This window comes from Pseudonocardia halophobica (genome assembly GCF_050948485.1).
GTDB classification, from domain to species: Bacteria; Actinomycetota; Actinomycetes; order Mycobacteriales; family Pseudonocardiaceae; genus Pseudonocardia; species Pseudonocardia halophobica.
The window spans coordinates 1,962,459-1,975,985 of the sequence record NZ_CP192046.1 but is presented as its reverse complement, the minus strand read 5'-3'; the positions used below and the strand labels follow the sequence as shown (position 1 = coordinate 1,975,985).

Here is a 13,527-nt window from a genome sequence, read left to right as displayed (position 1 = left end):
CCGCGCCCGGTCTGTACCGTCCTCATCCATGATGACCGGACCGTGGCGCGGACCGCAGGTCCGGGTGACCGTGGGCCGGCATCGCCACGGCGGGCGCGAGGCCGTGATCGTCCGGGTCGCCGGCGAGATCGACGACGAGACCGGCGGCCAGGTCCGGGCGGCCTACGCCGAGGCGTTCGCCGCGGGCCTGCCGACGGTCGTCGTCGACCTGACCGGGGGCACCCTCCTCGGCTCCTCCGGCATCGCCGACCTGCTGCTGGTCCGGCGCAGCGCGACCACCACCGGGACGGAGCTGCGGCTCGTCGCCGGCGAGAACCCGCGGGTCCTCCGTCCGCTCCGCCTCACGGGCGTCGCCGACGACCTCGGCCTCTGCCGCGACCTCGACGAGGCCCTCGCCGGGGAGCCGGGGTCGCGCGCGGGCTGAGGCGGTTGGAGCGCCGCTGACCGGGAACCTGTCGGCCTCGACGACAGGGAGGTGCACGCATGAAGATCGGGATCGCCGTCCTGCGGGCCGTGATCGGGCTGCTGTTCCTGGGCCACGGGCTGCAGAAGCTGACCGAGCGGTTCGGCGGACACGGCCTCGCGCAGACCGCGGCGGGGTTCGAGAGCATGGGGCTGCGGCCCGGCCGGCAGAACGCCCTGGCCGCGGGGGTGTCGGAGGCGGTCGGGGGCACCCTGCTCGCCGCGGGTCTCGCCACCCCGGTCGCGACCGGCATGATCACCGGGACGATGGGCTCCGCCGTCTACCACGTCCACGCGTCGAAGGGGCCGTGGGCGACGCAGGGCGGCTGGGAGTACAACGCCGTGATCGTGGCTGCGGCGTTCGCGATCGCGGACACCGGGCCCGGCGAGCTGTCGCTCGACCACGCGCTGGGCATCGAGCGCTCGGGGTGGCGGGTCGCCGTGGCGCAGCTGGCGGCGGGGCTCCTGGGCTCGGCGGTCGTGGCGGCGCTGACGAAGGCCTCCGCCCCGCCCCCCGCAGCGAGTCCCGGCACCGACATGCCGGCCGCCGAGCGGGCGGACACCTGACCCGGCGCCCCTACGGCAGGATCGAGTCCACGTCACCGCCGTCGACCCGCACCGCACCGCAGTCGTGGCCGCGGCGAGGTCGGAGCCGACGAACTGCTCGACGAACTCCCGGCGGACTTGCCGACATCAGCCCGTCGAGGGCGCGGTGACCGTGAGCAGGCGGGTCCCGGAGAGGTCGAGCCGCACCCGGTCGCCGCCGGTCCCGAACCGCAGCACGACGGCCGTGCAGGACGGGCAGCGCACCACCAGCGCGGGGGCGTCGGGGTACAGGTCGTGCGCGCGCAGCTCGGTGCTCGCCCCACAGCCGCCGCAGGTGAGGACGGCGTCGGTGAGGTCGAGCGCGAAGAGGCCGCGCAGGTCGTCGAGCGTGGTCGCCATCGCCTAGTCTCCCGCGTAGCGCTGCTCGCGCCACGGATCGCCGTAGTTGTGGTAGCCGAAGGTCTCCCAGAAGCCGGGCTCGTCGAACGACGTGAGCGCCAGCCCCCGCACCCACTTCGCCGACTTCCAGAAGTACAGGTGCGGCACGAGCAGCCGCGCGGGCCCGCCGTGCTCGGGCGCCAGCGGCTCGTCCTCGTAGGTGTCGACGACCCACGCCTGCCCGCCGGTCAGGTCCTCGAGCGGGAGGTTGGTGGTGTAGCCGCCGTCGGAGAAGGCGACGACGTACTCCGCGGCCGTCTCCACGCCCTCGAGCACGGTGTCGATCGGGACCCCGGACCAGCGGGTGTCGAACTTGGACCAGCTGGTCACGCAGTGGATGTCCACCGTGACCGGCTCGTGCGGCAGGGCCCGGAACTCCTCCCACGTCCACCGGTGCAGCCCGTCGACCTCCCCCTGCACCACGAAGTCCCACTCGTCGAGCGGGGTGTGCGGCGTCGGCCCGGCGGTGAGCACCGGGAACCCGTCCCCGATGTCGCGCTGCCCGGGTGGCAGCCGCCCGTCGCGCCGCCCGCGCCCCTGAAACCCCCGCGACACCACAGCCATCGCCCACCCCTTCCCTCGGAGCACCCGAGCATGCCGGGTGGGCGGGCCCGACACATCGCGCGTTCGTACCAAGGACCCACCTGTCGGATCACACAAAGGACGGGGCGGGGCGGCCCGCGCGTTCGTGCTCGCGGTGCCTGCCGCGGGCGGGAGCGGGCACGGAAGGTATGACGCGTCCCACACCACCCCTAGCGAGGTGCCCGTGCGCGCTACCGCCCGATCCCGTCCACGCAAGTCCGGCCGCAGACCGCACCCGGTCGACGAGGTGCTGCCCGCCGGCAAGCTGGCCGTCTACGGCGTCCAGCACGTGCTCGCCTTCTACGCCGGCGCGGTCATCGTGCCGATCCTGCTGGCCGGCGCGATCGGCCTGTCGGAGCGCGAGCTCATCCACCTGATCAACGCCGACCTCTTCACCTGCGGCATCGCGTCGATCATCCAGTCCGTGGGGTTCTGGAAGGTCGGCGTGCGGCTGCCGCTGCTGCAGGGCGTCACGTTCACCGCGGTGTCGCCGATGATCGCGATCGGGCTCGCGGCGGGCGGCGGCACCGACGGCCTGCTGGTGATCTACGGCGCCGTGATCGTCGCCGGCCTGTTCACCTTCCTCATCGCCCCCTGGTTCAGCAAGCTGATCCGCTTCTTCCCGCCGGTCGTCACCGGCACGGTCATCACCATCATCGGCCTCGCGCTGCTGCCGGTCGCGGCGCAGGACGCCGTCGGCGGCGGTTCCGCGCCCGACCCCACCAGCGCGCGCAACCTGGCCTACGCCCTCGGCACGCTCGCCGTCATCGTCGTGATCCAGCGGGTGTTCCGCGGGTTCACCGCCACCGTCGCCGTGCTGATCGGGCTGGTCCTGGGCACGGGTGTGGCCTGGCTGCTGGGCGACGCGTCGTTCGCGGCGGTCGGCGAGTCCTCCTGGTTCGGCGTGACCACGCCCTTCTACTTCGGCTGGCCGAAGTTCGCGGGCGCCGCGATCGTCTCGATGATCGTCGTCATGCTGATCACCGCGGTCGAGACCACCGGCGACGTCTTCGCCACCGGCGAGATCGTGGACAAGCGGGTCGGCCGCGAGGACATCGCCCGGGCGCTGCGGGCCGACGGCCTGGCCACCACCGTCGGCGGCGTCCTCAACTCCTTCCCCTACACCTGCTTCGCCGAGAACGTCGGGCTGGTCCGGCTGACCCGCGTCAAGAGCCGGTACGTCGTCGCCGCCGCCGGTGTGTTCATGATCCTCATCGGGCTGATCCCCAAGGCCGGCGCGGTCGTCGCGGGCATCCCGCACCCGGTGCTCGGCGGCGCGGCGCTGGCGATGTTCGCCACCGTGGCCGTCGTCGGCATCCAGACCCTGTCCCGGGTGGACTTCCACGACCACCGCAACGTGGTGATCGTCGGGACGAGCCTGGGGCTGGCGATGTTCGTGACCGCACAGCCGGACGTCGCGAAGGCCCTGCCGCCCTGGGCGCAGATCGTGTTCGGCTCCGGGATCACGCTCGGCAGCATCACGGCGATCGTGCTGAACCTGGTGTTCCACCACGTCGGCAAGGACTTCGGCCCTGCCGTCGCCGGCGCGCCGGGCACCCCGACCATCCGGCTCGACCAGGTCAACCGCATGAGCCGCGACGAGTTCGCCGCCGCCTTCGGCCGGCTGTTCCAGGGCCCGACGGACGTCGTCGGCCGGGCCTACGACCGCAAGCCGTTCGCCGACACGGCGGCCCTGCGCACCGCGTTCCAGGAGGCGCTGTTCGCGGCGCCGCGGGAGGAGCAGCGTGCGCTGATGGCCGCCTACCCCGACCTCGGCGGCGACCGCGTGGCCGACGGCGACGAGGGCGACGACTCCCGCGAGGACCAGGCGTCGGCCGGCCTGACCCGGCTCTCCGACGACGACCGCAGCGAGTTCGCCGAGCTGGCCGCGGCCTACCGGGAGCGCTTCGGGATCCCGCTGATCGTCTGCGTGCGCGAGCACCCGGACCGCGAGGCGATCCTGCGGGAGGGTCGGCGCCGGCTCGGCAACTCCCCCGCCCAGGAGCACGCCGCCGCGCTGATCGAGATCGCCAAGGTGGCCAACCGCCGCTTCGAGGACCTGGTCGCCGAGGCCAACCCGATCGCGACGGCGCGGGCCGGGGCCTTCGGGTCGGGTGCCCGGTGACGGCCGTCGCCCTCACGGTCGCGGCCTTCGACGACCTGCCCGCCGCCCGCGCCGAGGAGCTGCTCCGCGAGGTCTGCTCCGCCCCGCGGTGGGCGCGGCAGGTCGTCGCCGGCCGGCCCTACGGCGGCCCGGCCGCCCTGCAGCGGGCGGCCGCGGCGGCGCTCACCGAGGACGACCTCGACGCCGCCCTGGCCGGCCACCCGCGCATCGGCGACCGGTCCGCGCAGGGCACGGCCCGCCGCGAGCAGGGCGCGGTCGCCACGGCGCCGGTGCGGGTCCTGGACGCGCTGGCCGAGGGCAACCGGGCCTACGAGGAGCGCTTCGGGCACGTCTACCTGGTCTGCGCCAGCGGCCGGGACGCCGAGGACCTGCTCGCCACCCTGCGGGCCCGGCTCGGCAACGACCCCGCGACCGAGCGCCGCGTGGCGCTCGGGGAGCTGGCCGCGATCAACCGGCTGCGGCTGGAGCGGGTGTTCGGCGCATGACACTCTCCACTCACGTCCTCGACGCGACGACGGGCACGCCCGCCGCCGGGATGACCGTCGTGCTGCGCACGGAGGGCCGCGAACGCGACCGGCTGACCACGGACGCCGACGGCCGGGGCCGCTTCACCGAGCCCGGCCCCGGCGTCCACACCCTGACCTTCGCCACGGGCGACCGGTCCGACTTCTATCCCGAGGTCACGGTGACCTTCACCGTGACCGACCCGGGGCGGCACCACCACGTACCGCTGCTGCTGTCCCCGTTCGCCTACTCGACCTACCGCGGGAGCTAGACATGGGAATCAGGCTGGGTGCCAACGACTACGGCAAGGCGGAGAACCGGGTCGTCCGGATCTACCGCGACTCGCCGCGGCACGAGATCCGCGACGTCACCGTGACGACCGCGCTGCGCGGCGACTTCACCGACGCCCACCTGCGGGGCGACCAGTCCCAGGTGCTGCCGACCGACACGCAGAAGAACACCTGTTACGCGTACGCCAAGGAGAAGGGCCTGCGCGAGATCGAGGACTACGCGCTCACGCTGGCGCGGCACTTCGTCGCCGACGTCGGGCCCGTGTCCGGGGCGCGGATCGCCGTCGACGAGCACACCTGGGAACGGGTGCCGGTCGACGGGCGCGGGCACGACCACACCTGGGTGCGCCGCGAGTCGGAGATCCGGACGACGGTCGTGGAGGTCGCCGCCGACGGCGAGCGCGTGGTCTCCGGGCTGCGGGACCTGGTGCTGCTCAAGTCCACCGGCTCGGAGTTCGCCGGCTTCCTCACCGACCCCTACACGACCCTGCAGGAGACCCACGACCGGATCATGTCCACCTCGCTGGTCGCGGAGTGGGCCTACGCCGGCACGGACGTGGACTGGGACAAGTCCTGGGCCGACGTCCGGCGGATCCTCCTCGAGCGCTTCGCCACCGTGCACTCCCTCGCGCTGCAGCAGACGCTGTGGGAGATGGGGAAGGGCGTGCTGGAGGCGCACCCGGAGATCACGGAGATCTCGCTCTCGGCGCCCAACAAGCACCACTTCGTCGTGGACCTGGCCCCGTTCGGCCTGGAGAACCCCAACGAGGTCTTCCACGCCGCCGACCGCCCGTACGGCCTCATCCAGGCGACGGTCACCCGCGACTGACAAGTCGTACATCTGCGTACTGGCGATCACCCGCGAACGGGGTGACGATCTCCGCACCACGGCGGCCTCGACGCGGAGGTGACCCATGCCCGAGACGATGCGCGCGGCCCGGTTCCACGAGCCCGGCAGGCCGTTGGCGACCGAGTCCCTCCCGCGGCCCGAGCCCGGGCCCGGCGAGGTGCTCGTGCAGGTCCGCGCCGCGGGCGTCTGCGGCTCGGACGTGCACTTCGCGATCGAGGGCAGCCCCGTCGGGTTCGTGCCGATCACCCTCGGGCACGAGGTCGCCGGCACGGTCGCGGAGCTCGGGCCCGACGTCGACGGGCCCGAGCCGGGCGCCCGGGTGGTCGTCAACGCGGTACTCACCGACGGCACCTGCCCGCAGTGCCTGGCCGGACGGGGATCGATCTGCGCGGGCCGCAGCCTCGTCGGTGTCCACCACGACGGCGGGCTGGCGGAGTTCGTCGCGGTCCCGGCCCGCGCCCTCGTGCCGTTGCCCGACGACGTGCCGTTCGACGTCGGTGCCATCGTCACGGATGCCGTCGCCACCCCCTTCCACGCGCTGACCGACGTCGCCCGGGTCCGCGCCGGGGAGGCCGTCGCGATCGTCGGGGTCGGCGGGCTCGGCCTGCACGCCGTGCAGATCGCCCGGTTGCAGGGGGCGTCGCCGGTGATCGCCGTCGATCCGCGGGCGTCGCAGCGCACCCGCGCGGTCGAGGTCGGCGCGGACCTGGTGCTCGAGCCCGGGCCGGCGGCCACCGAGGCGGTGCTCGCGACGACGGGCGGAGCCGGCGTGGACGTCGCCGCCGAGTTCGTGGGCCGGCAGGAGAGCATCGCCGGCGCCGCGGAACTGCTGCGCCCGGGCGGACGGCTGGTGGTCGTCGGGATCGGGGCGGAGCCGATCGTGCTCCCGCCGCCGGCCGTGTTCGTCCGGCGCGAGCTGCAGGTCCTCGGCTCCTACGGGTTCACCACGGCCTCCATCCGGTCGGTGCTGGGTCTGGTCACCGCCGGCCGGCTCGACCTGAGCCGGTCGATCACGCACCGCTTCCCGCTCGAGGAGGCGGACAAGGCGCTGCAGACGCTGCACCAGAAGCTCGGCGAGCCGCAGCGCGTGGTCGTGCTGCCCTGACCGGCGGCTAGCGGGAGCGGAGGGCGAGGAAGAGGTCGACCCGGTCGGGGAAGTCGGCGAGGCTGCGGCCCGTCAGCTCCTCCACCCGCCCGATCCGGTACCGCACGGTGTTGACGTGCAGGTGGAGCCGTTCCGCGGCGCGGCTCCACGAGCCCGAGCAGTCCAGGAACGCCTCCAGGGTCTCCAGCAACCCGGCCGCGTTGCGCTCGTCGTAGGCCAGGACCGGGCGGAGCACGCGGTCGGCGAAGGTGCGTCGGACGTCGTCGGGCACCGCCGCGAGCAGGGCGACGTGCGAGGTCACCTCCGACGCCGTGACCACGGCGACCGCGCCCGGGCGCTGCTGCGCGAGCGTCCGCGCGTGCACGGCTTCCTGCAACGCCCCGGTCAGTGCGGCGAGCGCGGCGGGCCGGCTCACCCCGACCGCGAGCTTCTCCGCCGCGAACCCGGGTTCGAGACGGGCCAGCGCGGCGTCGAGCACCGCCGTGTCCCCGGGCACGAGCGCGACGGCCAGCCCCTCGTGGGTCCCGACGACCGGTGGCCCGAGGTGCGCGGCGGCGTCGACCAGCACCGAGCGTGCGGTCTCCACCCGCCCCGGCCCGCTGAACCCCGCGACGGCCACCGCGAGTGGCGCCGACGGGTCGAGCCCCGCCTGCCGCAGCCGCACCGGCAGCTCCGGCCGCTCCCCCGCCCCCTCCGCGACCAGGGCGATCGCGTCGTCGGCGATGTCGCGCGCGAGCCGCAGCCCCTCGCTGCGCCGCGCCCGGTCGAGCGCGGCGATCGCCACCAGCTCGCCCACCGCCTCGACCGTCTCCTGGTCCCAGTCCGGCCGCGCGCCGTCGACCGCAACGAACCACGACGTCGGCCGCAGCTCCGACGACGGCCCCACCGGGAACACCGTCCGCGCCGGACCCGGCGTGACCGCGGGCAGCCGGTCGGCGGTGAGGAAGGTCCGCACCGCGGCGTCGAGCTCGGCCGGGGGCAGCGACTCCGGTCCGGCCGCGAGCGCCCGCCCGGTCGCCGTGAACACCCGGCAGGTCAGCCCGATCGCCGCCCCCACCTGCGCGGTGAGCTCGTCGAGCCCCAGCCCGCTGGCCACCGCGGCCAGCAACTGCCGTTGCCGCCCCACCGTGACGGCCAGCCGGTCGCCGCGCGCCGCCGTGACCGAACCGACGACGTACTCGGTCACCGCCGCGAACGACACCTCCTCGGGCACCTCCAGCAACGGGACGTCGTGCCGGCGGCAAGCCTCCACGACGTCGTCCGGGATCCCGTGGAACACGGCCGCGCCCGCCGCCAGCGCCGCCACCTTCGCCCGCGCGAGCGCCCCGACGAACCGCTCGGTGTCCGCCTCGGCCGTCCGCCACACCAGACCGCTGATCACCAGCTCGCCGCCGGAGAGGTAGCGGCCGGGATCGGGCAGGTCGGTGGTGTAGACCCAGCGCACCGGGCGCTCGAGCGCCGCAGCGTCGCCGTGCAGCAGCCGCAGCTTCAGGTCGAACCGTCCGACCAGGTCGCGCAGCAGCATTGGAGGAACGTACAACCGTGCCGCCCGGGACCGCCACGGGTTCGTCGCGGCAGCGACTCGTGGAGGTCGCGAGCGCGCGCTGTACTTCTCGGCATGGACTTCCTGGCGCCGACCTCCTGGGCGGAGGCCCTCGAGACCAAGGCGGCACACCCCGACGCCCTGCCCGTCGCGGGCGGCACGGACGTCATGGTCGAGCTCAACTTCGACCACCGGCGCCCGGCCGCCCTGCTGGACCTCACCCGGGTCCCCGAGCTGCAGGAGTGGTCGCGCGACTCGGGCCGCATCCGGCTCGGCGCCGGCGTGACCTACAGCCGGGTGATCACCGAGCTCGGCGGCGCGCTGCCCGGCCTGGCGATGGCCGCGCGCACCGTCGGGTCGCCGCAGATCCGCAACCGCGGCACGGTCGGCGGGAACCTGGGCGCGGCCTCCCCGGCCGGGGACAGTCACCCGGCGCTGCTCGCCGCGTTCGCCGAGGTGGAGATCGCCTCGGTGCGCGGGACGCGCGTGGTGCCGGTCGCCGAGTTCTTCACCGGCGTGAAGCGCAGCGTGCTGGAGCCCGACGAGCTCATCGCCGCCGTGCGCGTCACCCCGCCCGCCGGCCCGCAGCAGTTCTGCAAGATCGGGACCCGCAACGCCATGGTGATCGCGGTGTCCGCCTTCGGGTTCGCGCTGCACCCGGACCGCCGCGTCGTCGGCACCGGGATCGGATCGGCCGCGCCCACCCCGCGCCCGGCCCCCGAGGCCGCCGCCTTCCTCGCCGGCGAGCTCGAGGCCGCCGGGCTGTGGGACTCCCGCGGCCCGCTGCCCGAGGGCCTCGCCACCGACTTCGGCCGCCGTGTCCGCGACGCCGCGGCCCCGATCGACGACGTCCGCGGCAGTGCCGCGTACCGCCTCCACGCCCTGTCCGTCATGGCGCGCCGCGCCGCGACCTGGGCCTGGGACTCCTACCGCAACGACGACGGGACCGACGGGACCGACGACAGGAGCGCCGCCGCATGAGGATCGAGCTGACGGTCAACGGCACCCGCCGCGAGGCCGACGACGTCTGGGAGGGCGAGAGCCTGCTCTACGCGCTGCGCGAGCGGCTCGGCCTGCCCGGTTCGAAGAACGCCTGCGAGCAGGGCGAGTGCGGCTCCTGCACGGTCTACCTCGACGGCACCCCGGTGTGCGCGTGCCTGGTCGCCGCCGGTCAGGCGCAGGGCCGCGAGGTCACGACGGTCGAGGGGCTGGCGGGCGAGGAGCTCGATCCCGTGCAGCAGGCGTTCGTGGAGAAGGGCGCGGTGCAGTGCGGTTTCTGCACGCCCGGCTTCCTGATGTCCACCAAGGACCTCCTGGGGCGCAACCCCGAGCCGACGGACCCGGAGATCCGGGAGGCGTTGGCGGGCAACCTCTGCCGGTGCACCGGCTACGAGAAGATCCTCGACGCCGTGCGGGCTGCGGCGGTGGCGCAGCGATGATCATCGAGAACGCGCACGTCGTGACCGTGACCGGCGAGGAGATCGCCGGCGGGCACGTCGTCGTCGAGGACGACCGGATCACCGCGGTCGGGGCGGGACCCGCCGTCGACCGCGCCGGTCACGACGTGGTCGACGCCCGCGGCGGCCTGCTCACCCCCGGCTTCGTCAACACGCACAACCACCTCTACCAGTGGGTCACCCGCGGCCTCGCGGTCGACGCGACGCTCTTCGAGTGGCTCACCACGCTGTACCCGGTGTGGGCGGGCATCGACGAGCACGCCGTGCACACCGGCGCCACCGGCGCGCTGGCCCAGCTGGCGCTGACCGGGTGCACCACCAGCACCGATCACCACTACGTGTTCCCCCGCGAGGGCGGGGACGTCTTCGCCGCCGAGATCCGCGCCGCCGCCGAGGTGGGCCTGCGCTTCCACCCCTGCCGCGGCTCGATGGACCTCGGGCAGAAGGACGGCGGCCTGCCGCCGGACCACGTCGTCGAGGACCGGGACGCCGTACTGGCCGCGTCGGAGGCGGCGATCGACCGCTGGCACGACGCCTCGCCGGGCTCGATGCTGCAGGTCGCGCTGGCCCCGTGCTCGCCCTTCTCCGTGACCGGCGACCTCATGCGCGAGTCCGCCGAGCTGGCCCGCCGGCGCGGCGTCCGGCTGCACACCCACCTCGCCGAGACCCTCGACGAGGAGGACTTCTGCCGCGAGCGCTTCGGCTGCTCGCCGCTGGAGTACGTCGAGGGACTGGGCTGGACCGGCGACGACGTCTGGTTCGCCCACGCCATCCACCTCGACGACCCCGCGGTCAAGCGGATCGGCGCGACCCGGACCGGGGTGGCGCACTGCCCGTCGTCGAACGCCCGGCTGGGCGCGGGGATCGCCCGCACCCGCGACCTGCGCGACGCCGGCGCCCGCGTCGGACTCGGCGTCGACGGCGCCGCGAGCAACGAGGCGGGCTCGCTGTTGGAGGAGGTCCGGCACGCGGTGCTGTTCGCCCGCGCCGTCGGCGGCCCCACCGCGCTGACCGTCCGGGACGCCCTGGAGCTGGCCACCCTCGGCGGCGCCCGCGTCCTGGGCCGGGAGGACGAGATCGGCTCGATCGCGGTCGGCAAGCTCGCCGACCTGGCCCTCTGGGGCCTCGACGGGCCGGGGCACGCGGACGTCGCCGACCCCGTCGCGGCGCTCGTCCTCGGCTCGCCACCGCCGCTGGACCTGCTGCTCGTGAACGGCCGCCCGGTCGTCGAGCACGACCGCGTGGTCACCGTCGACACGGACGTCGTGGCGCGCGAGTGCGCCCGCGTCCACCGCACCCTGCTGGAGAAGGCGTCATGACCAGTACCGAGATCCGGACGGCAGGCAGGCTGGGCGACTCCCCGCTCCGCCCCGACGGCACGCTGAAGGTCACCGGCGAGTTCGCCTACTCGTCCGACCTGTGGCACGACGACATGGTCTGGGGCGTCACGCTCCGCAGCCCGCACCCGCACGCCCGCATCCGCTCGATCGACGTCACCGAGGCGCTGCGCGTCCCCGGCGTGTCCGCGGTCCTCACCGCGGCCGACGTCCCGGGCGAGAACGCCGTCGGGCTGGAGCACCTGGACACCCCCGCCCTGGCCGACGGCGTGGTCCGCTACCAGGGCGAACCCGTCGCGCTCGTCGCGGCGGACCACCCCGAGACCGCGCGACGCGCCGCCAAGCGGATCGTCGTGGACTACGAGGTGCTGCCGGCGGTCACCGACCCGCGCCGCGCGCTCGATGCCGACGCCCCGCTCGTGCACGCCTCCCGCGAGGACAACCTGGTGCGCGCGATGAAGATCCGGCGCGGCGACCCGGCCCCCACCGCCCCCGTGGTGGTGGCGCTGGGCTTCGAGGTCGGCATGCAGGACCAGGCGTTCCTCGGCCCGGAGTCCGGGCTCGCGGTGCCGGACGGCGAGGGCGGCGTCGACCTCTTCGTCGCCACCCAGTGGCTGCACGTCGACCAGGGCCAGGTCTGCCGGGTGCTCGGGCTGCCACCGGAGCAGGTGCGGCTCACCCTCGCCGGCGTCGGCGGCGCGTTCGGCGGCCGCGAGGACCTGTCGATGCACGTCCACGCCTGCCTGCTCGCGCTGCACACCGGCAAGCCGGTGAAGATGAGCTACGCCCGGGACGAGTCCTTCTTCGGGCACGTCCACCGGCACCCGGCCTGGTTGCGGTACGAGTTCGGAGCCTCGGACGAGGGCGAGCTGATCTACGCCAAGGCCGACATCCTCTTCGACGGCGGCGCCTACGCGTCGTCGACCGGCGCGGTCGTCGGCAACGGCGGCACGCTGGGGCTCGGCCCGTACCGGATCCCGAGCGTGCACGTCGACGCCCGCGGGGTCTACACGAACAACCCGCCCTGCGGCGCGATGCGCGGTTTCGGCTGCGTGCAGGCCGCGTTCGCGCACGAGGCGCTGATGGACGAGCTGGCCGACCGGGTCGGCGTGGACCGGGTGGAGATCCGGGCGCGCAACGGGATGGTCGAGGGCGATCTCAACATCACCGGCCAGGTGATCGACTCCGCGGCCCCGGTCGCCGAGCTGATCCGGACCGTCCGCGACCTGCCGCTGCCGCCCGAGCCCGAGGGCGAGCGGGACATCCGCGAGCTGCCCGGCGGCGCGTCGAACACCACGCACGGCGAGGGTGTCGTGCGTGGGATCGGGTACGCGGTGACCTACAAGAACGTCGGGTTCTCCGAGGGGTTCGACGACTACTCCACCGCCCGCGTGCGGCTGGAGGCGGTCGCCGGCGAGCCGGTGGCGACCGTGCACACGGCCGCCGCCGAGGTCGGGCAGGGCCTGATCACCATCGAGCAGCAGATCTGCCGCACGGAGCTGGGCGTGGACCAGGTCGTGGTGCACCCCAAGGACACCAGCGTCGGCTCCGGCGGCTCGACGTCCGCCTCCCGGCAGACGTACGTGACCGGTGGCGCCGTCAAGGCGGCGTGCGAGGCGGTGCGGACCTCGGTGCTGCGGCGCGCGGCAGCAGTGTTGCAGCGCAGTGACCTCAGGCTGGACGGCGACAAGATCGTCGCGGAGTCCGGCGAGGTCGTCGCGGGCCTGGTCGAGGTGCTCGACGAGCCGGTCGAGGAGACCGTCGAGTGGCGGCACCGCCCGACCTTCCCGATCGACCCGGAGACCGGGCAGGGGAACGCGCACGTCCAGTACGCCTTCTCCGCGCACCGCGCCGTGGTCGACGTGGACACCGAGCTCGGCCTGGTCAAGGTCGTCGCGCTGGACACGGCGCAGGACGTCGGCCGGGCGCTGAACCCCGACGCCGTCGTCGGGCAGATCCAGGGCGGCAGCGCGCAGGGCATGGGCCTGGCGCTGATGGAGGAGATCGTGGTGCAGGACGGGCACGTGAAGAACCCGTCCTTCACGGACTACCTGATCCCCACGATCCTCGACATGCCGCCGATGCAGGTGAAGGTGCTGGAGTACGCCGACCCGCACGCGCCCTACGGCGTCCGCGGGGTGGGCGAGCCGCCCACGATCTCGTCCGGCCCCGCCGTCGCCGCGGCCGTCCGCGCCGCCACCGGCAAGGCCCTGCGCCGGGTCCCGATCCGCCCCGAGCACATCACCTTCTGACCCTGCTCATCCCACCCTGTGAGTGGCAACTGCCCC

The 13,527-nt window shown here is 74.4% G+C and carries 14 protein-coding genes; 11 read left to right on the top strand and 3 right to left on the bottom strand.

Translation table 11 applies throughout. The features are described 5' to 3' along the window. The first annotated feature begins 28 nt into the window (after positions 1-28). Together ACQP04_RS09515 and ACQP04_RS09510 are read left to right on the top strand one after the other, a co-directional pair. Positions 29-424 (top strand): STAS domain-containing protein, encoded by a 396-nt coding sequence (locus tag ACQP04_RS09515; RefSeq protein ID WP_433506691.1) that lies wholly within the window; start codon positions 29-31, stop codon positions 422-424. A 59-nt stretch (positions 425-483) separates the two neighbouring features. Further along, on the top strand, positions 484-1,029 hold the full coding sequence (locus ACQP04_RS09510) for a DoxX family protein (protein ID WP_433506690.1): 546 nt from the start codon (positions 484-486) through the stop codon (positions 1,027-1,029). A gap of 126 nt (positions 1,030-1,155) precedes the next feature. Here ACQP04_RS09510 and ACQP04_RS09505 read toward each other — a convergent pair whose 3' ends face one another. Both ACQP04_RS09505 and ACQP04_RS09500 read right to left on the bottom strand, forming a co-directional pair. After that, positions 1,156-1,407, bottom strand: a complete 252-nt coding sequence (locus ACQP04_RS09505) for a DUF6510 family protein (protein WP_433506689.1) — start codon at positions 1,405-1,407, stop codon at positions 1,156-1,158. 3 nt (positions 1,408-1,410) lie between these two features. Next, on the bottom strand, positions 1,411-2,010 hold the full coding sequence (locus ACQP04_RS09500) for a molybdopterin-dependent oxidoreductase (RefSeq protein ID WP_433506688.1): 600 nt from the start codon (positions 2,008-2,010) through the stop codon (positions 1,411-1,413). 202 nt (positions 2,011-2,212) lie between these two features. Between ACQP04_RS09500 and uraD (ACQP04_RS09495) the strand changes: the two genes are divergently transcribed. The 5 genes from uraD (ACQP04_RS09495) (at position 2,213) to ACQP04_RS09475 (ending at position 6,902) form a co-directional block, all read left to right on the top strand. Continuing rightward, positions 2,213-4,153 (top strand): 2-oxo-4-hydroxy-4-carboxy-5-ureidoimidazoline decarboxylase, encoded by a 1,941-nt coding sequence (uraD, locus tag ACQP04_RS09495; protein ID WP_433506687.1) that lies wholly within the window; start codon positions 2,213-2,215, stop codon positions 4,151-4,153. Then, positions 4,150-4,638, top strand: coding sequence for a 2-oxo-4-hydroxy-4-carboxy-5-ureidoimidazoline decarboxylase (uraD, locus tag ACQP04_RS09490; protein ID WP_433506686.1), 489 nt, complete (start codon positions 4,150-4,152; stop codon positions 4,636-4,638). Before uraD (ACQP04_RS09495) ends, uraD (ACQP04_RS09490) begins: the two co-directional genes overlap by 4 nt. Then, positions 4,635-4,928: a hydroxyisourate hydrolase gene (locus ACQP04_RS09485; protein WP_358210034.1), complete on the top strand. Its 294-nt coding sequence runs from the start codon at positions 4,635-4,637 to the stop codon at positions 4,926-4,928. Before uraD (ACQP04_RS09490) ends, ACQP04_RS09485 begins: the two co-directional genes overlap by 4 nt. Positions 4,929-4,930: 2 nt before the next feature. Further along, positions 4,931-5,776, top strand: coding sequence for a factor-independent urate hydroxylase (gene pucL, locus ACQP04_RS09480; protein ID WP_433506685.1), 846 nt, complete (start codon positions 4,931-4,933; stop codon positions 5,774-5,776). Between the two features lie 85 nt (positions 5,777-5,861). After that, positions 5,862-6,902, top strand: coding sequence for a zinc-binding dehydrogenase (locus tag ACQP04_RS09475; protein WP_433506684.1), 1,041 nt, complete (start codon positions 5,862-5,864; stop codon positions 6,900-6,902). Positions 6,903-6,909: 7 nt separating this feature from the next. Here ACQP04_RS09475 and ACQP04_RS09470 read toward each other — a convergent pair whose 3' ends face one another. Beyond that, positions 6,910-8,427, bottom strand: coding sequence for a PucR family transcriptional regulator (locus tag ACQP04_RS09470; protein ID WP_433506683.1), 1,518 nt, complete (start codon positions 8,425-8,427; stop codon positions 6,910-6,912). Positions 8,428-8,520: 93 nt separating this feature from the next. On the opposite strand from ACQP04_RS09470, the gene ACQP04_RS09465 reads away from it, so the two are divergent. From ACQP04_RS09465 to ACQP04_RS09450, 4 genes are read left to right on the top strand one after another with little or no spacing between them, the layout of a single operon-like run. Further along, positions 8,521-9,426 (top strand): FAD binding domain-containing protein, encoded by a 906-nt coding sequence (locus tag ACQP04_RS09465; protein WP_433506682.1) that lies wholly within the window; start codon positions 8,521-8,523, stop codon positions 9,424-9,426. Then, complete coding sequence (locus tag ACQP04_RS09460; protein WP_433506681.1) at positions 9,423-9,884, top strand: (2Fe-2S)-binding protein; 462 nt, start codon at positions 9,423-9,425, stop codon at positions 9,882-9,884. The genes ACQP04_RS09465 and ACQP04_RS09460 overlap by 4 nt, the downstream gene beginning before the upstream one ends. After that, positions 9,881-11,221 carry an 8-oxoguanine deaminase gene (locus ACQP04_RS09455; RefSeq protein ID WP_433506680.1) on the top strand — a complete coding sequence of 447 codons (1,341 nt, stop codon included), beginning with the start codon at positions 9,881-9,883 and terminating at the stop codon, positions 11,219-11,221. Before ACQP04_RS09460 ends, ACQP04_RS09455 begins: the two co-directional genes overlap by 4 nt. Then, on the top strand, positions 11,218-13,491 hold the full coding sequence (locus tag ACQP04_RS09450) for a xanthine dehydrogenase family protein molybdopterin-binding subunit (protein WP_433506679.1): 2,274 nt from the start codon (positions 11,218-11,220) through the stop codon (positions 13,489-13,491). The genes ACQP04_RS09455 and ACQP04_RS09450 overlap by 4 nt, the downstream gene beginning before the upstream one ends. Positions 13,492-13,527 lie beyond the last annotated feature (36 nt).